Here is a 20630-nt window from a genome sequence, read left to right as displayed (position 1 = left end):
ACGATGGCTCAAGTCCACCCCACCGCGATCGTCGATCCGAAGGCCGAGCTGGGCGAGAACGTCGTCATCGGCCCGTATGCCGTGATCGGCCCGAACGTGCGCATCGGCGAGGGCACGAGCGTCGGCGCGCACTGCACGATCGAGGGGCCGACGACGATCGGCCGCGACAACCGCATCTACCAGTTCGCCTCGCTGGGCTCCGACCCGCAGGACATGAAGTACCGCGGCGAGCCGACCGAGCTGCGCATCGGCGACCGCAACACGATCCGCGAGTTCTGCACCTTCAGCCGTGGCACGGTGCAGGACACCGGCGTGACCGTGATCGGAGACGACAACTGGATCATGGCCTACGTGCACATCGCGCATGACTGCGTGGTGGGCAACCGCACCATCCTGGCCAACAACGCGACGCTGGCCGGCCATGTCCACGTCGGCGACTGGGTGGTCATCGGCGGGCTGACCGGCATCCACCAGTTCGTCAAGATCGGCGCGCATGCGATGGCAGGCTTCGGCAGCCACGTGTCGCAGGACATTCCTCCGTTCATGACGGCCGCGGGCAACCCGCTGGCCGTCCACGGTCTCAACGTCGAGGGGCTGCGCCGGCGCGGCTTCTCGCGCGAACGCATCGCCCTGCTCAAGCAGATGCACCGCCTGCTCTACCGCCAGGGGCTGACGCTGGAGCAGGCCAAGCAGCAGATCGCCGCGCTGCCGGCCGACGACGAACAGATGCGGGCCGACATCGAGACCATGCTCGGCTTCCTCGCCCAGTCGACCCGCGGCATCGTGCGCTGAGGCCTGCGATGGCGACCGGGTTGCGTCTGGCCATGGTGGCGGGGGAGGCGTCGGGCGACCTGCTCGCCGGCTTGGTCCTGGGCGGCATGCGCCAGCGCTGGCCCGATGCGCGGGTGCAGGGCATCGGCGGGCCACGCATGGCCGAGCACGGCTTCGAGGCCTGGTGGCCGCACGAGAAGCTCGCGGTGCGCGGCTATGTCGAGGTGCTGCGCCACTACCGCGAGATCGCAGGCATCCGGCGCCAGCTGGCGCAGCGGCTGCTCGACGAGCGGCCGGACCTGTTCATCGGCGTCGACGCACCGGACTTCAACCTCGGGCTGGAAGAACAGCTGCGCGCCGGCGGCATCCGCACCATCCAGTTCGTCTGTCCGTCGATCTGGGCCTGGCGGGGCAAGCGGGTGCACCGCATCCGGCGCTCCGCGGACCATGTGCTGTGCCTGTTCCCGTTCGAGCCGGAGCTGCTCGCGCAGCACGACATCCCGGCCACCTACGTCGGCCATCCGCTGGCCGACACCATCCCGCTGGAGGTGCCGAGGCAGGCCTCGCGCCTGTCGCTCGGCGTGGCGCCCGACGGGGTGGTCGTCGCGCTGCTGCCAGGCAGCCGGCGCAGCGAGATCGAGTACAACGGCCCGAAGATCCTCGCTGCCGCGGCCGAGCTGCACCGCCGCCGCCCGCAGCTGCAGTTCCTGCTGCCGGTCGTGCCCGGGCTGCGCGCGATGGTCGAGCCGCTGCTGTCCCGCCATGCGGCGGGCGTGCCGATCCGGCTGCTCGACGGTCGTTCGCACGAGGTGCTGGCGGCCTGCGACACGGTGCTGATCGCCAGCGGCACGGCCACACTGGAAGCGGCGCTGTTCAAGAAACCGATGGTCATCACCTACAGCATGCACTGGCTGAGCGCGGCCATCATGCGGCGCATGGGCTACCTGCCCTGGGTGGGCCTGCCCAACATCCTGTGCCGGGAGTTCGTCGTGCCGGAGCTGCTGCAGGAAGCCGCCACGCCACAGAGCCTGGCCGACGCCACGCTGGCCTGGCTCGACGACCCGCAGCGCTGCGAGGCGCTGACCGGCCGTTTCACCGAATTGCACCACCTGCTGCGCAGGAACACTGCCCAAGCTGCCACCGATGCGATCGCGAAAGTCCTCGAGGCATGAACAGCTGCCGCTCAGCTGGGACGGCCCCGGCCTGGTGGCCGGGGTGGACGAGGCAGGGCGGGGGCCGCTGGCCGGTCCCGTGGTTGCCGCGGCCGTGATCCTGGACGACGAGAACCCCATCGAGGGGCTGGCCGATTCCAAGCGCCTGACCGAACGCACCCGCGAGCGCCTGTACGACGAGATCCGGGCCAAGGCGCTGTGCTGTGCGATCGCCGAGGCCAGCGTCGAGGAGATAGACCGGCTCAACATCCTGCAGGCCACGATGCTGGCGATGCGCCGGGCGGTGGAGGCGTTGCGCCTGAAGCCGGCCAAGGTGCTGGTCGACGGCAACCGCCTGCCGGTGCTGAAGGTCGCGGCCGAGGCGGTGGTGCAGGGCGACGCGAAGGTCCAGGCGATCTCCGCCGCCTCCATCCTGGCCAAGGTGCACCGCGACCGGCTGTGCCTGCAGCTGCACGAGCAGCATCCCGAGTACGGGTTCGCCGTGCACAAGGGCTACCCGACGCCGGAGCACCTGGCGGCCCTGCAACGGCACGGCGCGTGTCCGGCGCACCGGCGCAGCTTCGCGCCCGTGCGCGCCCGCCTGGAGCTGTCCTGATGGGCGTTGCCGTGCAGCGGGTGACTTCCCGCGACAACCCCTTGCTGGTGCGCCTGCGCAAGCTGGCCCGCGACGGCGCGGCCTACCGCAAGCTGGGCGAGGTCTGGCTGGAAGGCGAGCACCTGTGCTCGGCCTACCTGGCCCGCGGTGGCGAGGTGGCCCAGGCGGTGGTCTCGGAATCGGCCTGGGAGCGCGAGCCGGTGCGGGCGCTGTGCCAGGCCGCGCGCCGCATCACGCTGATTCCCGACGCCCTGTTCCACGGGGTCAGCGCGCTCGAATCGCCCTCCGGGCACGGTTTCGTCGTGCCCTGGCAGCCGCCGGCGGCGGTGCAGCCGGGGGTGGCCAGCGTGGTCCTGGACCGCCTGCAGGATGCCGGCAACGTCGGCTCGGTGCTGCGCAGCGCGGCGGCGCTGGGCGTGCCGCAGGTCGTGGCCCTGCGCGGCACGGTCGCGCTGTGGTCGCAGAAGGTGCTGCGCGCCGGCATGGGTGCGCATTTCGGCCTGAGCCTGGTCGAGGCGGTCGACCCGGCCGGGCTCGACGCCCTGGGCGTGCCGCTGGTCGGCACCAGCTCGCACACGCAGGACGAGCTGCCGTCCACCCGGCTGCCCTGGCCGTGCGCCTGGGTGCTGGGCAACGAAGGGCAGGGGGTGGACCCGCAGTTGCAGGCGCGCTGCGCGCTGACGGTGCGCATCCCCCAGCCCGGCGGCGAGGAATCGCTGAACGTGGCGGCCGCGGCGGCGGTGTGCTTCTACGAAAGCCTGCGCCAGCGCCTCGGTCAGTAGACCAGCCGGTCCGGCCGGATGTCGCGCAGGATGGTGGTGGCGATCTCCTCGATCGAGCGGTGGGTCGAGGACAGCCAGGAGATCCCTTCGCGCCGCATCAGCGCTTCGGCGGCAGCCACCTCGTAGCGGCAGTTCTCCAGGCTGGCGTAGCGGCTGCCCGGGCGGCGCGAGTTGCGGATCTCGGCCAGCCGCTCGGGGGCGATGGACAGGCCGAAGCACTTGGCCTTGTGCGGCACCAGCGCCGAAGGCAGGCAGTTGCGCTCGAAATCCTCTGGAATCAGCGGATAGTTGGCTGCCTTGACGCCGTGCTGCATCGCCAGGTACAGCGAGGTGGGCGTCTTGCCGCTGCGGCTGACGCCCACCAGGATCACGTCGGCTTCTTCGAGGTTCTTCGCCGATTGGCCGTCATCATGCGCCAACGCGAAGTTGATCGCCTCGATCCGGTTGTTGTATTCCTGGCTGCGGGCGATGTCCGAGAAGCGGCCGACCCGGTGGTTGGACTTCATGCCGAACTCGGCCTCGAGCGGCTCGACGAAGGTCATGAACATGTCCAGCACCAGGCCCTTGCAGCCGTTCTTGACGATGGACAGCACCTCTTCGTTCACCAGCGTGGTGAAGACGATGGGCTTGCGCCCCTCGGACTCCGCGGTGCGGTTGATCTCTTCGACCACCTGATGGGCCTTCTCCACCGTGTCGATGAAGGGCATGCGCACATGCCGGGGTTGGATGGAAAACTGCTTGAGGATGGAGTTTCCGAACGTTTCGGCGGTGATGCCGGTGCCGTCGGAAACGAAGAAGACGGTGCGAGTAGGCATGGTGGATTGTTTAGCCTTTGTTCAGGGGACAGGGGGAAAACCCCCGTAGAATTATCCGGTTTACCTCCCGGTCCGAATCGATGCACGCCGTCCTGCACGAACAAGAATCCACAAAGCGGGGTGGCTGGCGGGCGCCGCGGCGGCGGCGCGGGGACGCGGGAGCCCAGGTTTCTCAACATCACGGAGCTTTCCCATGTCATCAACCGCATTGGCGACCGCACTGGTCGTGCCGTTCGAACAGCTGAGGATGACCGACGTCGAGTCGGTCGGCGGCAAGAACGCCTCGCTCGGCGAGATGATCAGCCAGCTGGCCGCTTCCGGCGTGCGCGTGCCCGGTGGCTTCGCCACAACTGCCCATGCCTTCCGCGAGTTCCTCAAGCACGGCGGCCTGGTCGAGAAGATCAACGAGAAGCTGTCCAGCCTGAACACCGACGACGTGCGGGCGCTGGCCGAGGCCGGCGCGCAGATCCGCCAGTGGGTGATCGACACCCCGTTCCCGCCGGCGCTGGAACAGGCGATCCGCAGCGAGTTCGAGAAGCTGACGGCCGGCAACCCCGGTGCCTCCTTCGCGGTGCGTTCGTCGGCCACGGCCGAGGACCTGCCCGATGCCTCGTTCGCCGGCCAGCAGGAGACCTTCCTGAACGTCGTCGGCATCGAGGACGTGCTGCACAAGATCAAGGAAGTGTTCGCGTCGCTGTACAACGACCGGGCCATCAGCTACCGCGTGCACAAGGGCTTCGCGCACAGCGAGGTGGCGCTGTCGGCGGGCGTGCAGCGCATGGTGCGCTCCGACCTGGGCGCCGCCGGCGTGATGTTCACGATCGACACCGAATCCGGCTTCAAGGACGTGGTGTTCATCACCTCCAGCTACGGCCTGGGCGAGACGGTGGTGCAGGGTGCGGTGAACCCGGACGAGTTCTACGTGCACAAGCCGGCGCTGAAGAACGGCAAGTTCCCGATCATCCGCCGCAACCTGGGCTCCAAGCTGATCAAGATGGAGTTCGCGACGCCGCAGGAGAAGGCCGCCAGCGGCAAGCTGGTCAAGACGGTCGACACGCCGCCCGAGCAGCGCAACCGCTATTCGCTGACCGATGCCGATGTCGTCGAGCTGGCCCGCTACGCGCTCATCATCGAGGAGCACTACGGCCGCCCGATGGACATCGAGTGGGGCAAGGACGGCGGCGACGGCCAGCTGTACATCCTGCAGGCGCGTCCCGAGACGGTGAAGAGCCAGGCCGACGGCAAGGTCGAGCAGCGCTACAAGCTCAAGGGCCAGGGTACCGTGCTGGCCGAAGGCCGCGCGATCGGCCAGAAGATCGGCACCGGCCGCGTGCGCATCGTCCACTCGATCTCCGAGATGGACAAGGTCCAGCCCGGTGACGTGCTGGTGACCGACATGACCGACCCCAACTGGGAGCCGGTCATGAAGAAGGCCTCGGCCATCGTCACGAACCGCGGCGGCCGCACCTGCCACGCCGCCATCATCGCGCGCGAGCTGGGCATCCCGGCCGTGGTCGGTTGCGGCAACGCCACCGAGGTGCTGAAGGACGGCGCCCTGGTCACCGTGGCCTGCTCGGAGGGCGACACCGGCTACATCTACGACGGCCTGCTCGAGACCGAGATCACCGAGGTGCGTCGCGGCGAGATGCCGTACTGCCCGGTCAAGATCATGATGAACGTGGGCAACCCGCAGCTGGCGTTCGACTTCGCGCAGATGCCCAACGCCGGCGTCGGCCTGGCCCGCCTCGAGTTCATCATCAACAACAACATCGGGGTGCACCCCAAGGCCATCCTCGACTATCCGAACGTCGACAGCGAGCTGAAGAAGGCGGTCGAGTCGGTCGCGCGCGGCCATGCCTCGCCGCGGGCCTTCTACGTCGACAAGCTCGCCGAGGGCATCGCCACCATCGCCGCGGCGTTCTGGCCCAAGCCGGTCATCGTGCGCCTGTCGGACTTCAAGTCCAACGAGTACCGCAAGCTGATCGGCGGCTCGCGCTACGAGCCCGAGGAAGAGAACCCCATGCTGGGCTTCCGCGGTGCGTCGCGCTACATCAGCGAGGAGTTCGCCGAGGCCTTCGCGATGGAGTGCGAGGCCATCAAGCGCGTGCGCAACGACATGGGCCTGGACAACGTCGAGATCATGGTGCCGTTCGTGCGTACCCTGAAGCAGGCCGAGCGCGTCACCCAGCTGCTGGCCGAGCACGGGCTGCAGCGCGGCAAGGACAACCTGCGCGTCATCATGATGTGCGAGGTGCCGAGCAACGCCATCTTGGCCGAGCAGTTCCTGGAGTACTTCGACGGGATGTCGATCGGCTCCAACGACCTGACGCAGCTGACCCTGGGCCTGGACCGCGATTCCGGCCTGGAGCTGCTGGCGCATGACTTCGACGAGCGCGACGCCGCCGTCAAGGCGCTGATCTCGCGCGCGATCGCCGCCTGCCGCGCGGTGGGCAAGTACGTCGGCATCTGCGGCCAGGGCCCGAGCGACCACCCGGACTTCGCCGAGTGGCTGGCGCAGGAAGGCATCGTGTCCATCTCGCTGAACCCGGACACCGTGATCGACACCTGGCAGCGCCTGGCCGAGCGCAAGTAAGGCGCCCGCGGTCCCTGACGAAGGCTCCCCACGGGGAGCCTTTTTCGTTCCTGTGGCTAGGGAAACTCCGGATCTCGCTTGTTCCGGGATGCGCCCGTCGTGTCAGAAATCTGTAAGGCTCGGGCCAAGAATGGTTACAGGATCACGAGACAAAGGTAAGCGATGCTGTTCCTGGCATCCGCGGTCAAGCTGATCGCAGAAATTGCCCTGATGGCGTTCGTGGGGCAATGGCTGCTGGGTCTCATTGCCGGTCGCCACCGGGACAGCAATCTCTTCTACCAGATCTTCTGCATCCTCACGCGGCCCTTCGTGAAGGCGGCGCGGCTGATCTCGCCCCGCATCGTGATCGACGCCCACGTGCCCCTGGTGGCCTTCCTCCTGCTGGCTCTGGCCTGGGTGGTGGCCACGCTGACGGTCATCAGCATCTGTGTCGAGATCGGAGTGCAGGCATGTCGGTGAACCAAGGAACCGCTTTCCACCACCGCTGGCACTACCGTCGCCTCAAGTGGGAGGCGATGTTCTGGCTCGCGCTCGGCCGCAACGCCCGGGCGCAGGCGGTGTTCGACCGGATGCTCGACGAGTTCCCGGGCGATCCATACGCGCTGACCAGCCGGGCGCATCTGCTGGCCACCGCCGGCCGGCGCGAGGAGGCGATCGCCGACTACCGCGAGTTGACCGACCGGCACCCCGACTACGGGGCGGCGGCCTGGTTCAACTACGCCTTCCTGCTCGAGGAGGCCGGCCGCTACGGCGAGGCCGAGGCCGCCTTCCGCCGGGCACTCGAACTCGATCCCAAGCTGGATCGTGCGTGGTACGGCCTGGGCCTCGTGCTCATCCGCGCGCACCGCTTCGACGAGGCCATCGAGGCCCTCAAGCGCAACACCGAACTGCAGCCCATGAGCCCGTATGCCTGGTACCAGCTGGCGCGGGTGCATGTGGATCGTCACGAGCCCGAAGAGGCGGCGAAGATCATCCGCCATCTCAAGGGCTTCGAGCCCAAGGTCGCCGCTCAGCTGGAGCGCGAAACCGGCTTGGCCGTGTGACGTGGCAGGCCGCCATGCCGGTGACGGCGTGGCGTCAGGCCCCGCGCAGCCCGGCTGCAGGCTTGCAGGAGGAGACGCAAGCGGGTTGCTTTCGTGCTCCGGGCGTGCCGTCCGGGGCGTGCACACCAGAGGAGACCACTGCCATGCAGTTGACAAGCAAACACGAAGCGTACTGGCGGAAGAACCTCCGGATCAGCGCCATCCTGACGCTGATCTGGTTCTTCGTCACCTTCGTGATCGGATATTTCGCCCGCGATCTCAACTTCACGTTCTTTGGCTGGCCATTCAGCTTCTGGGTGGGCGCCCAGGGAGCCCTGATCGTGTACCTGCTGATCATCGTCTACTACGCCAGGTACATGAACAGGCTGGATCAGGAACACGGCGTTGCCGAGGAGGACTGACACATGGCCGGACTCACCCCCACCGCAGGCGGCAGCGGCTCGAGCGCAGCCGCGAATGCCGCGTTCCGCAAGCAGCTCAACAAGGTGTACGGCTGGTACACCGGCGGCTTCATCATCTTCGTGCTGGTGCTGGCCGTCCTGGAGCAGATGGGCCTGCCCCGGAACTGGATCGGTTTCATCTTCCTGCTCGCCACCGTGCTGCTGTATGCCGGCATCGGCATCATGAGCCGCACGAGCGACGCAGCCGAGTACTACGTCGCCGGGCGCCGCGTGCCGGCCATCTACAACGGCATGGCCACCGGCGCCGACTGGATGTCCGCCGCATCCTTCATCGGCATGGCCGGTACGCTGTACCTCACCGGCTACAGCGGCCTGGCCTTCATCATGGGCTGGACCGGCGGCTACTGCCTGGTGGCGCTGTTCCTGGCGCCGTACCTGCGCAAGTTCGGGCAGTTCACCATCCCTGACTTCCTGGGCGCGCGCTATGGCGGGAACCTGGCCCGCCTGATCGGCATCGCCGCGGCGATCCTGTGCTCCTTCACCTATGTGGTGGCGCAGATCTACGGCGTGGGCATCATCACCGCCCGCCTGTCGGGGCTGGCGTTCGAGATCGGGATCTTCGTCGGCCTGGGTGGCATCCTGGTCTGCTCGTTCCTCGGCGGCATGCGTGCCGTGACCTGGACGCAGGTGGCGCAGTACATCATCCTGATCATCGCCTACATGATCCCGGTGGTCTGGCTGTCGGTGAAGCAGACCAACATTCCGCTGCCGCAGCTCGTCTACGGCTACCAGCTGCAGAAGGTGACCGAGGCCGAAGCCCGCCTGCGCAACGATCCGAAGGAGCTCGAGGTCATCGAGATCTTCAAGCAGCAGGCGGCCGCGGCCGAGGCCAAGCTGAAGGACGTGCCCGCCGCGATGGCAGCCGACAAGGCCGCCGCCGAGCAGCGCCTGGCCGACCTGAAGGCCCAGAATGCGCCGCTGGCCGAGATCCAGGCCGCCGAGAAGGCGCTCGCCGCGCTGCCGCAGACCGAGGCGGAGGCGCGCCAGGCCTACACCGCGGCCAAGACCGCGGCAGAGGCGCGCGCCAAGCCGCTGGGAGGCATGCCGCCGCACGCGCAGGTGTTCGCGGGCGACCCGAACGGCTCGGAGGCGGAGCAGGCGACCTTCGTGAAGTCCCGGCGCAACTTCCTCGCGCTGGTGTTCTGCCTCATGGTCGGTACCGCCGCGCTGCCGCACATCCTGATGCGCTACTACACCACGCCGTCGGTGAAGGAAGCGCGCGAGTCGGTGGCCTGGTCGCTGTTCTTCATCTTCCTGCTGTACTTCACGGCGCCGGCGCTGGCGGTGCTGGTCAAGTACGAGGTGTTCACCTTGCTGGTGGGCACGCCGTTCGACCAGCTGCCTGACTGGATTGCCGCCTGGAGCCGGGTTGACCCGTCGCTGCTGTCGGTGACCGACGTCAACAAGGACGGCATCTTCCAGCTCGGCGAGATGAAGATCGGCGGCGACATCATCGTGCTGGCCACTCCGGCGATCGGCGGCCTGCCGTACGTGGTGTCCGGCATGGTGGCCGCGGGTGGTCTGGCGGCCGCGCTGTCGACCGCCGACGGCCTGCTGCTGACCATCGCGAACGCGCTGTCGCACGACCTGTACTACAAGATGATCGACCCGAACGCGCCCACCTCCCGCCGCGTCATGATCTCCAAGATGCTGCTGCTGGTGGTGGCCCTGTGTGCCGCGTACGTGGCCGCGCAGAAGCCCGCGGACATCCTGTTCCTGGTCTCTGCCGCGTTCTCGTTCGCAGCCGCCGCGTTCTTCCCGGCCCTCGTGCTCGGCATCTTCTGGAAGCGTGCGACCAGCGCGGGTGCCGTGTGCGGCATGGTTGCCGGCCTGGGCCTGACCTTCTACTACATGGCCACGACCCAGCCCTGGCTGCGCCGCGTGTTCGGCGTCACCGACCCGATCGAGCTGTGGTGGGGCATCGAGCCGATCTCGGCCGGCCTGTTCGGCGTGCCGGTGGGCTTTGCGGTGATCATCATCGTCAGCCTGATCACGCCGGCGCCCAAGAAGGAGATCCAGGAACTGGTCGAACACGTCCGGTATCCGAACCTGAAGTCGGCCTGAGGCCGGCTTCGGTTGCGCGACGGGCCGCCACCTGCCCAGGGCGGCCCGGTTCCTCCAGCCCGCCATCCCGGCGGGCTTTTTTGTTGCAAATCTGCTATACTTTGCCGCTTTCCTTGCCGCACCCGGCTATTGGGGCGCAATCCGGAAGGGAAGGGTGGACCTTCATCCGGGCGGCGTCGCGACGGTGTGACGCCCCGGGGCGGCTTTCCTGCGCAGGGTCCGACAGGACCAGGGCGCGAATCCACAAGGAGTGTTCATGCGTCACTATGAAATCGTCTTGCTGATCCATCCGGATCAAAGCGAGCAGGTCGGTGCGATGGTCGAGCGTTACAAGAACGTCTTGACCAACGCCGGTGGCAAGGTCCACCGTGTCGAGGACTGGGGCCGCCGCCAGCTGGCCTACATGATCCAGAAGCTCGCCAAAGCGCACTACGTCTGCCTCAACATCGAGTGCAGCAAGGAAACGCTGCAAGAGCTGGAAACCGCCTTCCGCTTCAACGACGCCGTGCTGCGCCACCTGACGGTGCAGAAGAGCAAGGCCGAAACCGCCCCGTCCGTGATGATGAAGGCGGTCGAGAAGGAAGAGGCGAAGAAGGCGCAACAGGAAGCGTCGGCCTGACGGCGAGGCTGCGGCCGTAGCCCCTGCATCGACGCGGCTTGATGAACCGGCTGGTTCTGAGTGCAAGCATCGTCGAGCGTGGTGGCATGCGCTACACGCCCGCCGGCCTTCCGGCCCTCGACCTGCGCCTGGCGCACGAGTCGACGGTGACGGAAGCCGGGCACCCCCGCCAGGTCCGCATGGAGCTGAGGTCGGTGGTGATCGGGCCGATGGCAGAGCGCCTGAACCGGATCGAGCTGGGCGTGCCCCAGCAGTTCGCCGGCTTCCTCGCTGCGCAGCGCAACGGTCGCGGGGTGGTGTTCCACATCACCGAGCTTCTCTGAACCACGCTTTGTATTCGGATCGACAGATAGACATTTAGGAGGTCGTCATGCCCCCGCCCCGTAGCAAGTTTTCCAAGGACCGCAAAGGTCGTCGCAACCAGCAGTCCCTGCTGTTCAAGCGCAAGCGTTTCTGCCGCTTCACCGTCGCCGGCGTTGAAGAGATCGACTACAAGGACGTCGATACCCTGCGCGACTTCATCGGCGAGAACGGCAAGATCATCCCGGCCCGCCTGACCGGCACCCGCGCCATCTACCAGCGCCAGCTGTCGACGGCCATCAAGCGCGCCCGTTTCCTGGCGCTGCTGCCGTACACCGACCAGCACAAGGTCTGAGGAGCCCGAACAATGCAAGTGATCCTGCTCGAAAAAGTGGCCAACCTCGGCAACCTGGGCGACGTGGTCAAGGTGAAGGACGGCTATGCCCGCAACTACCTGATCCCGACCGGCACCGCCCGTCGTGCCACCGAAGCGGCCATCAAGGAATTCGAAGCCAAGCGCGCCGAGCTCGAGAAGGCTGCGGCCGAGAAGCTGGCAGCGGCCCAGGCGCAGGCCGAGAAGCTGTCCGGCATCACGGTCCAGATCGCCCAGAAGGCCGGCGTCGACGGCCGCCTGTTCGGTTCCGTGACCACCTACGACATCGCGCAAGGCCTGGGCAAGCTGGGCTTCGAGGTCGCCAAGGCGCAGGTCCGCCTGCCCACCGGCCCGCTCAAGACCGTCGGCGAGCACCCGGTGTCGGTGGCGCTGCACACCGATGTCGTGGTCGACATCACCGTCAGCGTGGTGCCCGAGTCCGACTGAGGCGCCTCGCGGCTGCTGCAGTCCTGGCAAGGCCGGTCGCAAGACCGGCCTTTTGCTTTTCCGGGGCGGCCCCGGGGCTTCATCCCCAGGCTGTCCAACGTTTGTCCACAGACTTGTTCCCTTGCCATGCCAGGGGGCTGGTCCTAAGCTCTTTGCCTTATGTCTGCCATCCCGAGCGGTACCGAATTTCCTGGGGCGGCGCCGCGCAGCGGCGGCGCCGACGACGAGGTCGCGCGCCTGCGCGTGCCGCCGCATTCGATCGAGGCAGAGCAGAGCGTGCTGGGCGGCCTGCTGCTGGACAACGGCGCCTGGGACCGGGCGGGCGACCTGCTGACCGACAGCGACTTCTACCGCTACGAGCACCGCCTGATCTACACGGCGATCGGGGCGCTGATCAACGCCAGCAAGCCGGCCGACGTGATCACCGTCTACGAGCACCTGCAGAGCCTGGGCAAGGCCGAGGAGTGCGGTGGCCTGCAGTACCTGAACGCGCTGGCCCAGAGCGTGCCCAGCGCCGCGAACCTGCGCCGCTATGCCGAGATCGTGCGCGAGCGCGCCGTGCTGCGCAAGCTGGTGGCTGCCAGCGACGAGATCGCCACCGCGGCCTTCAACCCGCAGGGCCGGCCGGTGTCGCAGATCCTCGACGAGGCCGAGGGCAAGATCTTCAAGATCGGCGAGGAGGGCTCGCGCGCCAAGCAAGGCTTCCATTCGATGGACTCCCTGGTCGTCGAGCTGCTGGACCGGGTGCAGGAACTGGCCGAGAACGGTGCCGAGGATGTCACGGGCGTGCGTACCGGCTTCTTCGACCTGGACCGCATGACGGCCGGCCTGCAGCCGGGCGACCTGATCATCCTGGCGGCGCGCCCGTCGATGGGCAAGACCGCGTTCGCGCTGAACATCGCCGAGCACGTGGCGGTCAACGAGGGGCTGCCGGTGGTGGTGTTCTCGATGGAAATGGGGGCGGCCCAGCTGGCGCTGCGGGTGGTCGGTTCGCTCGGCCGCATCGACCAGCAGCACCTGCGCACCGGCGCCTTGCGCGACGACGAATGGTCGCGCCTGTCGGAGGCGGTGGAGCGGCTGCGCAACGCCAGCATCTTCATCGACGAGACGCCGGGCCTGTCGCCGAGCGAGCTGCGTGCCCGGGCGCGGCGCCAGGCGCGCCAGTGCGGCCAGCTCGGCCTGATCGTGGTCGACTACCTGCAGCTGATGAGCGGCAGCAGCAACACCAGCGAGGAGAACCGGGCGACCGTGATCGGCGAGATCTCGCGCGGCCTCAAGGCGCTGGCCAAGGAGCTGCGCTGCCCGGTGATCGCGCTGTCGCAGCTCAACCGCAGCGTGGAATCGCGCACCGACAAGCGGCCGATGATGTCCGACCTGCGCGAATCGGGCGCCATCGAGCAGGACGCGGACGTGATCATGTTCATCTACCGCGACGAGTACTACACCAAGGAAGCCTGCAAGGAGCCGGGCGTCGCCGAGATCATCATCGGCAAGCAGCGTAACGGCCCGGTGGGCACCGTGAAGCTGGCCTTCCTGAAGCCGCTGACCAAGTTCGAGAACCTGGCTCCCGGCAGCTTCGGCGGCGACGAGTACTGAGGCGCCGCGAGGCCTTGCCCCAGGAAGGAACGGCTCCCCGGGGGGAGCCGTTTGCGCACCTGCAGGCCAGGGGCGTCAGAGCACGTCGCTGGCGAAGTCCGCCAGCCGCGAGCGCTCGCCACGAGCCAGCGTGACGTGGCCGCTGTGCGGCCAGCCCTTGAAGCGGTCGACCACGTAGGTCAGCCCCGAGCTGCCTTCGGTCAGGTAGGGCGTGTCGATCTGCGCCAGGTTGCCCAGGCAGACGATCTTGGTGCCCGGGCCGGCGCGCGTGATCAGCGTCTTCATCTGCTTGGGCGTGAGGTTCTGTGCCTCGTCGATGATGACGTACTTGTTCAGGAAGGTGCGCCCGCGCATGAAGTTCAGGCTCTTGATCTTGATCTTCGAGCGCACCAGCTCGTTGGTCGCCGCGCGGCCCCATTCGCCGGCACCGGTGTCGGCCTTGGCGAGCACCTCCAGGTTGTCGTCCAGCGCGCCCATCCAGGGCGACATCTTCTCTTCCTCGGTGCCGGGCAGGTAGCCGATGTCCTCGCCCACGGGCACCGTCACCCGCGTGACGATGATCTCGGTGTAGCGGCGTTCATCGAGCACCTGGCTCAGGCCTGCGGCCAGCGTCATCAGCGTCTTGCCGGTACCGGCCGTGCCGGTCAGGGTCACGAAGTCGCACTCCGGGTCCATCAGCAGGTTGAGCGCGAAGTTCTGCTCGCGGTTGCGTGCGACCACGCCCCAGACCGCATTCTTCTGGTGCGTGTACTCCTTGAGCGTGCGCAGCACCGCGGTCTTGCCGGTGATCTCGGTGACCTTGGCGTACAGCGGCGCGACGCCGGGTGCTTCCAGGTAGACGAACTGGTTGATCAGCAGGCTGGGCACCAGCGGGCCGCTGATGCGGTAGTAGGTATAGCCGCCTTGCTGCCAGCTCTCCATCGTCTTGCCGTGACGCTCCCAGAAGTCCGGGGGCAGCGCCATCACGCCGGTGTAGAGCAGGTCGACGTCGTCCAGCGTCTTGTCGTTGTAGTAGTCCTCGGCCGGCAGTCCCAGGGCACGCGCCTTGATGCGCATGTTGATGTCCTTGGACACCAGCGTGACGTCGCGCTCCGGATGCTGCTCGCGCAGCGCGCGCACCACGCCGAGGATCTGGTTGTCGGCCTTGCCGCGTGGCAGGCTGTCCGGCAGCTCGACGTTGAGCAGCTGGGTCTGGAAGAACAGGTGGCCGCCGGCTTCGCGGTGGCCGGTGCGCGACAGCGGGATGCCCTCCTCGGGCATCTGGCCCGGGTGGCCGGCCACCAGGGCATCCAGTTCGCGGCTGACCTGGCGTGCGTTGCGGGCCACCTCGGACATGCCGCGCTTGTGGCTGTCGAGTTCCTCGAGCGTGACCATCGGCAGGTAGATGTCGTGTTCGTCGAAGCGGAACAGCGACATCGGATCGTGCATCAGCACGTTGGTGTCCAGCACGAACAGCCGCTTGGGGCCTGCCGGGGCGGTGCGCCGGGAGCTGCCCGAGCGGGCGCGGGCGGGGGACTTGGCCGGGGCCGGGGCGGCGGGCCTGGCCTGCTGCGGCGGACGCGTCACCGGAAGGTGCTTCTCGACCGGGTCGAACAGGTCGAGCACTGCAGGCGATGCCGGCTCTGCCTTGGAGGAACGTTTCGCCGCCCGCGGCGCAGCCTGGGCGTCGATGTCGGCAAGGGACAGGATGGTGGCCTTTTTGGCAGGAGGTTTCGGCAGTGGCATTGCGAAGTGACGATGTCGGGCGTCAGGCTGCGAAAACAAAAAGCCGCACAGCAAGCTGTGCGGCTTTGCGATTCATGCTTGAGTCCAGCGCAAGGGCATGGGCCCATTATGCACAAGTCGAATACGGGATCAACGGCGTCGCGCGTGCGGCGCGGCGGCCGCGCCACGGCGCTCAGGCAGCCTTCTTGAGGGCCTTGACGGCCTTGAGCACTTCCTCGACGTGGCCGGCGACCTTGATGCCGCGCCATTCATGGCGCAGGATGCCGTCGCCGTCGATCACGAAGGTGCTGCGCTCGATGCCCTTGACCTTCTTGCCGTACATGATCTTGTTCTTCACCACGCCGAACATGTGACAGAGCTTTTCTTCGGTGTCGGCGATCAGTTCGAACGGCAGGTCGAGGTTGGCCTTGAACTTGTCGTGCGAGGCCATGTTGTCGCGCGAGACTCCGAACACCACGGCACCGGCCTTCACGAAGTCCTTGTGCCTGTCGCGGAATTGCATCGCCTCGGTGGTGCAGCCTGGAGTATTGTCCTTGGGGTAAAAGTACAGCACGACCGTCTGCCCGGCATAAGCCTGCGGCGTGTACTTCACACCGCCAGTCGCGAGCGCTTCAAATTCCGGAAGGGGTTTATTCAGAGCTGGCGTCATGTAGGTTTATTTGAAGTGGTGCGCCTGTGCGGCGTAGCACTTGATTATACCGGCTCCCGTCAAGTCCCAAGCTCCGTGCGGGCTTGTACGGGGCCGGCGGCGTTCATTCGGCGAGCAGCAGGGCGGCCACCACCGAGCGCCCCTCGGACACGAGGATGTTGTAGGTGCGGCAGGCCGCCCCCGTGTCCATCGTCTCGATGCCGATGCCGCGCTCGATCAGCGGGCGCAGGGTCTCGGGCCGGGCGAACTGCAGCTTCGGCCCGCTGCCGAACAGCACCACCTCCGGCTGCAGTCGCGCCACCTGTTCGAAGTGCTCGGCGCGCAGGTCTTCGACGCGCGTGCACGGCCAGGCCGCGACGTCCCCCCGGAAGGGCACGACGATGCTGCTGCGATGCAGCTGGCCGTTGACGGTCACGCCTTCGGGGCCGTGAGCGCCGATCACGTTGGCGGAATCGATCCGGTCGGGCTGCAGTTTCACGATGACGTCAGAAACATGCGCGGATGCGCGGCAAGGAGGGGAATGCGCCTGCGGCACGGGAGATACGTGTGGTTAAATTATAGGTTTTGCACTGCAGCATCGGCCCCAAATCCCTGCTGGTGCCGGTCTTTCCACCTGCGGAGGTTCCCGTGAAGCCTGTGTCCAAGTCCGCCAAGCTCGCCAACGTCTGTTACGACATCCGGGGGCCTGTGCTGGAGAAGGCACGCCAGATGGAGGAAGAGGGCCACAAGATCATCAAGCTGAACATCGGCAACCTCGCCGCGTTCGGCCTGGAGCCGCCCGAGGAGATCGTGCAGGACATGATCCGCAACGTCCCGCACACGGCCGGCTACACCGACTCCAAGGGCCTGTTCGCGCCGCGCAAGGCGGTCGTGCACTACACGCAGGAAAAGAACATCCGCGGTGTGACCGTCGACGACGTGTTCCTCGGCAACGGCGCCTCCGAGCTGATCGGCATGGCGATGAACGCGCTGCTCAACAACGGCGACGAGGTCCTGATCCCGGCGCCCGACTATCCGCTGTACACCGCGGTGGTGTCGCTGTCGGGCGGCACGCCGGTGCACTACATGTGCGACGAGCAGTCCGACTGGCTGCCCGACGTGGCCGACATCAAGGCCAAGATCACGCCGCGCACCAAGGCGCTGGTGGTGATCAACCCCAACAACCCGACCGGCGCGCTGTACCCGGAAGCGCTGCTGAAGGAGCTGGTCGAGGTGGCGCGCCAGCACCAGCTGATCATCTTCGCCGACGAGATCTACGACAAGACGCTCTACGACGGCAACACCCACACCAGCATCGCCTCGCTGGCCGACGACGTGCTGTTCGTGACCTTCAACGGGCTGTCGAAGAACTACCGCTCCTGCGGCTACCGGGCTGGCTGGATGGTGGTCTCGGGCGAGAAGAAGCACGCGCAGGACTACATCGAGGGCCTGAACATGCTGGCCTCGATGCGCCTGTGCGCCAACACGCCGGGGCAGCTGGCGATCCAGACCGCGCTGGGCGGCTACCAGAGCATCAAGGACCTGGTCGCGCCGACCGGGCGCCTGTGCCGCCAGCGCGACCTGGCGTACCAGCTGCTGACCGAGATCCCCGGCGTCAGCTGCGTCAAGCCGAAGGCGGCGCTGTACATGTTCCCGCGGCTGGATCCGAAGGTTTATCCGATCCAGGACGACCAGCAGTTCGCCTACGAGCTGCTGGCCGAGGAAAAAGTGCTGATCGTGCAGGGCACCGGCTTCAACTGGCCGCAGCCGGACCACTTCCGGGTGGTGTTCCTGCCGAACTCCGACGACCTGACGGAGGCGTTCGGACGCATCGCGCGCTTCCTCGAGAACTACCGCAAACGTCATTCCTACTGAAATTCCACTGTTCACATTCCTATGAATCCCATCCGCATCGGATTGCTGGGCGCCGGCGTCGTCGCCAGCGGTGTCGTCAAGGTCCTGCAGCGCAACCAGACCGAAATCCAGCGTCGCGCCGGCCGCGGGATCGAGATCGCCCGCGTGGCCGTGCGCAACCCCGAGAAGGCGCGCGCCGCGCTCGGTTCCGATGTCGAGCTGACCACCGATTTCGACGCGCTGGTGACCGACCCGGCGATCGACATCGTCGTCGAGCTGATCGGCGGCACGACCCGCGCCAAGGAGCTGGTGCTCAAGGCCATCGAGGCCGGCAAGCACGTCGTGACGGCCAACAAGGCGCTGCTGGCGGTGCATGGCACCGAGATCTTCGAGGCGGCCAGCGCCAAGGGCGTGATGGTGGCCTTCGAGGCTGCCGTGGCCGGCGGCATCCCGATCATCAAGGCGCTGCGCGAGGGGCTGACCGCCAACCGCATCCAGTGGATCGCCGGGATCATCAACGGCACGACCAACTTCATCCTCAGCGAGATGCGCTCGCGCGGACTGGACTTCGACACCGTGCTGAAGGAGGCCCAGCGCCTGGGCTATGCCGAGGCCGACCCGACCTTCGACATCGAGGGCATCGACGCGGCGCACAAGGCGGCCATCATGAGCGCGATCGCCTTCGGGGTGCCGGTGCAGTTCGACAAGGCCTATGTGGAGGGCATCACCAAGCTGCAGGCGGCCGACATCACCTATGCCGAACAGCTGGGCTACCGCATCAAGCTGCTGGGCATCACCAAGCGCCGCGAGCACGGCATCGAACTGCGCGTGCACCCGACGCTGGTGCCGCAGTCGCGCCTGATCGCCAACGTCGAGGGCGCGATGAACGCCGTCGTCGTCCATGGCGACGCGGTGGGCGCGACCCTGTACTACGGCAAGGGCGCGGGCTCGGAGCCGACCGCCTCGGCGGTGGTGGCCGACCTGGTGGACGTGACGCGCCTGCACACCGCCGATCCGGACCATCGCGTGCCGTACCTGGCCTTCCAGCCGCATGCGCTGGACGACACGCCCGTCCTGCCGATGGACCAGGTGGTGACCTCGTTCTACCTGCGGCTGCGCGTGGCCGACCAGGCCGGCGTGCTGGCACGCATCACCGGCATCCTGGCCGAGCACGACATCTCGATCGATGCCGTGCTGCAGCGCGAGGCGGGGGACGACGAGAACCAGACCGACCTCATCATCCTGACGCACGACACCGAGGAAGGGCGCATGAACCGCGCGATGGCTCAGATGGAGGCGCTGCCCACGGTGCTGCAGCCCATCGTGCGCATCCGCAAGGAAGAGCTGAACTGAACGCGTCGGTCTGAACGGAGTTCCAAGTGAAGTACATCAGCACCCGTGGCGACCGCACGCCCCGCGGCTTCTCCGAAATCCTGCTCGAAGGCCTGGCCCCGGACGGCGGCCTGTACCTGCCGGTCGAGTATCCCCAGGTCGATGCCGCGACGCTGGCGCGCTGGCGCGGCCTGTCGTACGCCGAGCTGGCCTTCGAAGTGTTGTCGCTCTACATCGACGACATCCCGGCGGCGGACCTGCGCGACATCCTGCAGCGCACCTACAACCGCACGGTGTTCGGCACCGACGCGATCGTGCCGCTCAAGCCCCTGGAGCCGGGGCTGTGCCTGGAAGCCCTGTCCAACGGTCCGACGCTGGCGTTCAAGGACATGGCGATGCAGCTGCTGGGCAACCTGTTCGAGTACGAGCTGGCCCGCCGCGGCGAGCAACTCAACATCCTGGGCGCCACCTCCGGTGACACGGGCAGCGCGGCCGAGTACGCGATGCGCGGCAAGCAGGGCGTGCGGGTGTTCATGCTCTCGCCCTACGGCCGCATGAGCCCGTTCCAGCAGGCGCAGATGTACAGCCTGCAGGACGAGAACATCCACAACCTGGCGGTGCAGGGCGTGTTCGACGACTGCCAGGACATCGTCAAGGCGGTCTCGAACGACCTGGAGTTCAAGCGCCGCTACCGCATCGGCACGGTCAACTCGATCAACTGGGCGCGCCTAGTCGCGCAGGTGGTGTACTACTTCGCCGGCTACTTCCAGGCCACCAAGAGCAACGACGAGCAGGTCAGCTTCGCGGTGCCCTCGGGCAACTTCGGCAACATCTGCGCCGGCCACGTCGCGCGCATGATGGGCCTGCCGATCCGGCGCCTGGTGCTGGCCACCAACGAGAACGACGTGCTGGACGAGTTCTTCCGCACCGGGGTCTACCGCGTGCGCAAGAGCGCGGAGACGCACGAGACCTCCAGCCCCTCGATGGACATCTCGAAGGCCTCGAACTTCGAGCGCTTCGTGTTCGACCTGCTGGGCCGCGACGCGGCGCGCACGCGCCAGCTGTTCGCCGAGGACGTGGAGCAGCGCGGCTCGTTCCAGCTGCAGCCGCAGGAGTTCGCCCGCGTGGCGGACTACGGCTTCGTCTCGGGCAAGAGCACCCATGCCGACCGCCTGGCGACGATCCGTGACACCTGGGAGCGCTGCGGCACGATGATCGACACCCACACCGCGGACGGCCTGAAGGTCGCGCGCCAGTGGCTGGAGCCGGGCGTGACCACGCTGGTGCTGGAAACCGCGCTGCCGGTCAAGTTCGCCGCGACGATCCGCGAGGCGCTGGGCCGCGAGCCGGAGCGCCCGGCCGCGCTGCAGGGCATCGAGGATCTGCCCAAGCGTTTCACGGTGGTTCCTCCGTCGGTGCAGGCGGTGAAGGACTATATCGCGCAGAATTGCTGATCCGCA

The 20630-nt window shown here is 67.3% G+C and carries 21 protein-coding genes; 17 read left to right on the top strand and 4 right to left on the bottom strand.

Annotated features, from left to right (window positions below; all coding sequences use genetic code 11):
* Nucleotides 1-3: 3 nt before the first annotated feature.
* Genes lpxA through IS481_RS09770 form a run of 4 tightly spaced genes read left to right on the top strand, consistent with a single transcriptional unit; the run spans nucleotide 4 to nucleotide 3320 of the window.
* On the top strand, nucleotides 4-792 hold the full coding sequence (gene lpxA / locus IS481_RS09785) for an acyl-ACP--UDP-N-acetylglucosamine O-acyltransferase (protein WP_104358432.1): 789 nt from the start codon (nucleotides 4-6) through the stop codon (nucleotides 790-792).
* Between the two features lie 8 nt (nucleotides 793-800).
* Nucleotides 801-1943 (top strand): lipid-A-disaccharide synthase, encoded by a 1143-nt coding sequence (gene lpxB / locus IS481_RS09780; protein WP_232529217.1) that lies wholly within the window; start codon nucleotides 801-803, stop codon nucleotides 1941-1943.
* Entirely contained in the window at nucleotides 1915-2538 is a 624-nt protein-coding gene (gene rnhB, locus IS481_RS09775) for a ribonuclease HII (RefSeq protein WP_104358434.1), read from the top strand. Before lpxB ends, rnhB begins: the two co-directional genes overlap by 29 nt.
* On the top strand, nucleotides 2538-3320 hold the full coding sequence (locus IS481_RS09770; RefSeq protein ID WP_104358435.1) for a TrmH family RNA methyltransferase: 783 nt from the start codon (nucleotides 2538-2540) through the stop codon (nucleotides 3318-3320). Before rnhB ends, IS481_RS09770 begins: the two co-directional genes overlap by 1 nt.
* Here IS481_RS09770 and ppsR read toward each other — a convergent pair.
* Nucleotides 3314-4135 carry a posphoenolpyruvate synthetase regulatory kinase/phosphorylase PpsR gene (gene ppsR, locus IS481_RS09765; RefSeq protein WP_104358436.1) on the bottom strand — a complete coding sequence of 274 codons (822 nt, stop codon included), beginning with the start codon at nucleotides 4133-4135 and terminating at the stop codon, nucleotides 3314-3316. The genes IS481_RS09770 and ppsR overlap by 7 nt on opposite strands.
* Before the next feature lie 193 nt (nucleotides 4136-4328).
* Between ppsR and ppsA the strand changes: the two genes are divergently transcribed.
* The 10 genes from ppsA (at nucleotide 4329) to dnaB (ending at nucleotide 13631) form a co-directional block, all read left to right on the top strand.
* A complete protein-coding gene (ppsA, locus tag IS481_RS09760; RefSeq protein ID WP_104358437.1) occupies nucleotides 4329-6728 on the top strand; it encodes a phosphoenolpyruvate synthase in 2400 nt (799 codons plus the stop codon).
* A gap of 162 nt (nucleotides 6729-6890) precedes the next feature.
* Entirely contained in the window at nucleotides 6891-7187 is a 297-nt protein-coding gene (locus tag IS481_RS09755) for a hypothetical protein (protein ID WP_104358438.1), read from the top strand.
* Nucleotides 7178-7771: a tetratricopeptide repeat protein gene (locus tag IS481_RS09750; RefSeq protein ID WP_194963289.1), complete on the top strand. Its 594-nt coding sequence runs from the start codon at nucleotides 7178-7180 to the stop codon at nucleotides 7769-7771. Before IS481_RS09755 ends, IS481_RS09750 begins: the two co-directional genes overlap by 10 nt.
* Before the next feature lie 143 nt (nucleotides 7772-7914).
* Entirely contained in the window at nucleotides 7915-8172 is a 258-nt protein-coding gene (locus IS481_RS09745; RefSeq protein ID WP_104358439.1) for a DUF4212 domain-containing protein, read from the top strand.
* Between the two features lie 3 nt (nucleotides 8173-8175).
* Complete coding sequence (locus IS481_RS09740; protein ID WP_104358440.1) at nucleotides 8176-10296, top strand: sodium:solute symporter family protein; 2121 nt, start codon at nucleotides 8176-8178, stop codon at nucleotides 10294-10296.
* 256 nt (nucleotides 10297-10552) lie between these two features.
* Entirely contained in the window at nucleotides 10553-10915 is a 363-nt protein-coding gene (gene rpsF / locus IS481_RS09735) for a 30S ribosomal protein S6 (protein WP_104358441.1), read from the top strand.
* Between the two features lie 41 nt (nucleotides 10916-10956).
* The gene (priB, locus tag IS481_RS09730) at nucleotides 10957-11238 is read left to right on the top strand and encodes a primosomal replication protein N (RefSeq protein WP_194963288.1); all 282 of its coding nucleotides are present in this window, start codon (nucleotides 10957-10959) and stop codon (nucleotides 11236-11238) included.
* Between the two features lie 47 nt (nucleotides 11239-11285).
* Entirely contained in the window at nucleotides 11286-11570 is a 285-nt protein-coding gene (rpsR, locus tag IS481_RS09725; protein ID WP_104358443.1) for a 30S ribosomal protein S18, read from the top strand.
* 12 nt (nucleotides 11571-11582) lie between these two features.
* Nucleotides 11583-12035, top strand: coding sequence for a 50S ribosomal protein L9 (gene rplI, locus IS481_RS09720; RefSeq protein ID WP_104358444.1), 453 nt, complete (start codon nucleotides 11583-11585; stop codon nucleotides 12033-12035).
* Nucleotides 12036-12194: 159 nt separating this feature from the next.
* Nucleotides 12195-13631: a replicative DNA helicase gene (dnaB, locus tag IS481_RS09715; RefSeq protein ID WP_104358445.1), complete on the top strand. Its 1437-nt coding sequence runs from the start codon at nucleotides 12195-12197 to the stop codon at nucleotides 13629-13631.
* Nucleotides 13632-13706: 75 nt separating this feature from the next.
* Here the strand turns inward: dnaB and IS481_RS09710 are convergent, their stop codons facing one another.
* From IS481_RS09710 to IS481_RS09700, 3 genes are all read right to left on the bottom strand, one after another.
* Nucleotides 13707-15356, bottom strand: a complete 1650-nt coding sequence (locus IS481_RS09710; RefSeq protein ID WP_104358446.1) for a PhoH family protein — start codon at nucleotides 15354-15356, stop codon at nucleotides 13707-13709.
* A 172-nt stretch (nucleotides 15357-15528) separates the two neighbouring features.
* Entirely contained in the window at nucleotides 15529-16005 is a 477-nt protein-coding gene (locus IS481_RS09705) for a peroxiredoxin (protein ID WP_104358447.1), read from the bottom strand.
* Nucleotides 16006-16108: 103 nt separating this feature from the next.
* Nucleotides 16109-16483 carry an Mth938-like domain-containing protein gene (locus IS481_RS09700; protein WP_104358448.1) on the bottom strand — a complete coding sequence of 125 codons (375 nt, stop codon included), beginning with the start codon at nucleotides 16481-16483 and terminating at the stop codon, nucleotides 16109-16111.
* A 149-nt stretch (nucleotides 16484-16632) separates the two neighbouring features.
* On the opposite strand from IS481_RS09700, the gene IS481_RS09695 reads away from it, so the two are divergent.
* From IS481_RS09695 to thrC, 3 genes are read left to right on the top strand one after another with little or no spacing between them, the layout of a single operon-like run.
* Nucleotides 16633-17859 (top strand): pyridoxal phosphate-dependent aminotransferase, encoded by a 1227-nt coding sequence (locus IS481_RS09695; RefSeq protein ID WP_104358449.1) that lies wholly within the window; start codon nucleotides 16633-16635, stop codon nucleotides 17857-17859.
* A gap of 21 nt (nucleotides 17860-17880) precedes the next feature.
* Nucleotides 17881-19191: a homoserine dehydrogenase gene (locus IS481_RS09690; protein ID WP_104358450.1), complete on the top strand. Its 1311-nt coding sequence runs from the start codon at nucleotides 17881-17883 to the stop codon at nucleotides 19189-19191.
* Nucleotides 19192-19217: 26 nt separating this feature from the next.
* Complete coding sequence (gene thrC, locus IS481_RS09685; RefSeq protein WP_104358451.1) at nucleotides 19218-20624, top strand: threonine synthase; 1407 nt, start codon at nucleotides 19218-19220, stop codon at nucleotides 20622-20624.
* The last annotated feature ends 6 nt before the right edge of the window (nucleotides 20625-20630 follow it).

Source organism: Caldimonas thermodepolymerans, from assembly GCF_015476235.1.
Taxonomy (GTDB): Bacteria; Pseudomonadota; Gammaproteobacteria; order Burkholderiales; family Burkholderiaceae_C; genus Caldimonas; species Caldimonas thermodepolymerans.
The sequence above is the reverse complement of the archived record's forward strand: the minus strand, read 5'-3'. Positions and strand labels throughout refer to the sequence as shown.

Bases quoted from the DNA above. Each gene is read 5' to 3' on its own strand.
- lpxA (WP_104358432.1), top strand. From the start codon at position 4: ATGGCTCAAGTCCACCCCACCGCGATCGTCGATCCGAAGGCCGAGCTG.
- lpxB (WP_232529217.1), top strand. From the start codon at position 801: ATGGCGACCGGGTTGCGTCTGGCCATGGTGGCGGGGGAGGCGTCGGGC.
- rnhB (WP_104358434.1), top strand. From the start codon at position 1,915: ATGCGATCGCGAAAGTCCTCGAGGCATGAACAGCTGCCGCTCAGCTGG.
- IS481_RS09770 (WP_104358435.1), top strand. From the start codon at position 2,538: ATGGGCGTTGCCGTGCAGCGGGTGACTTCCCGCGACAACCCCTTGCTG.
- ppsR (WP_104358436.1), bottom strand. From the start codon at position 4,135: ATGCCTACTCGCACCGTCTTCTTCGTTTCCGACGGCACCGGCATCACC.
- ppsA (WP_104358437.1), top strand. From the start codon at position 4,329: ATGTCATCAACCGCATTGGCGACCGCACTGGTCGTGCCGTTCGAACAG.
- IS481_RS09755 (WP_104358438.1), top strand. From the start codon at position 6,891: ATGCTGTTCCTGGCATCCGCGGTCAAGCTGATCGCAGAAATTGCCCTG.
- IS481_RS09750 (WP_194963289.1), top strand. From the start codon at position 7,178: ATGTCGGTGAACCAAGGAACCGCTTTCCACCACCGCTGGCACTACCGT.
- IS481_RS09745 (WP_104358439.1), top strand. From the start codon at position 7,915: ATGCAGTTGACAAGCAAACACGAAGCGTACTGGCGGAAGAACCTCCGG.
- IS481_RS09740 (WP_104358440.1), top strand. From the start codon at position 8,176: ATGGCCGGACTCACCCCCACCGCAGGCGGCAGCGGCTCGAGCGCAGCC.
- rpsF (WP_104358441.1), top strand. From the start codon at position 10,553: ATGCGTCACTATGAAATCGTCTTGCTGATCCATCCGGATCAAAGCGAG.
- priB (WP_194963288.1), top strand. From the start codon at position 10,957: ATGAACCGGCTGGTTCTGAGTGCAAGCATCGTCGAGCGTGGTGGCATG.
- rpsR (WP_104358443.1), top strand. From the start codon at position 11,286: ATGCCCCCGCCCCGTAGCAAGTTTTCCAAGGACCGCAAAGGTCGTCGC.
- rplI (WP_104358444.1), top strand. From the start codon at position 11,583: ATGCAAGTGATCCTGCTCGAAAAAGTGGCCAACCTCGGCAACCTGGGC.
- dnaB (WP_104358445.1), top strand. From the start codon at position 12,195: ATGTCTGCCATCCCGAGCGGTACCGAATTTCCTGGGGCGGCGCCGCGC.
- IS481_RS09710 (WP_104358446.1), bottom strand. From the start codon at position 15,356: ATGCCACTGCCGAAACCTCCTGCCAAAAAGGCCACCATCCTGTCCCTT.
- IS481_RS09705 (WP_104358447.1), bottom strand. From the start codon at position 16,005: ATGACGCCAGCTCTGAATAAACCCCTTCCGGAATTTGAAGCGCTCGCG.
- IS481_RS09690 (WP_104358450.1), top strand. From the start codon at position 17,881: ATGAATCCCATCCGCATCGGATTGCTGGGCGCCGGCGTCGTCGCCAGC.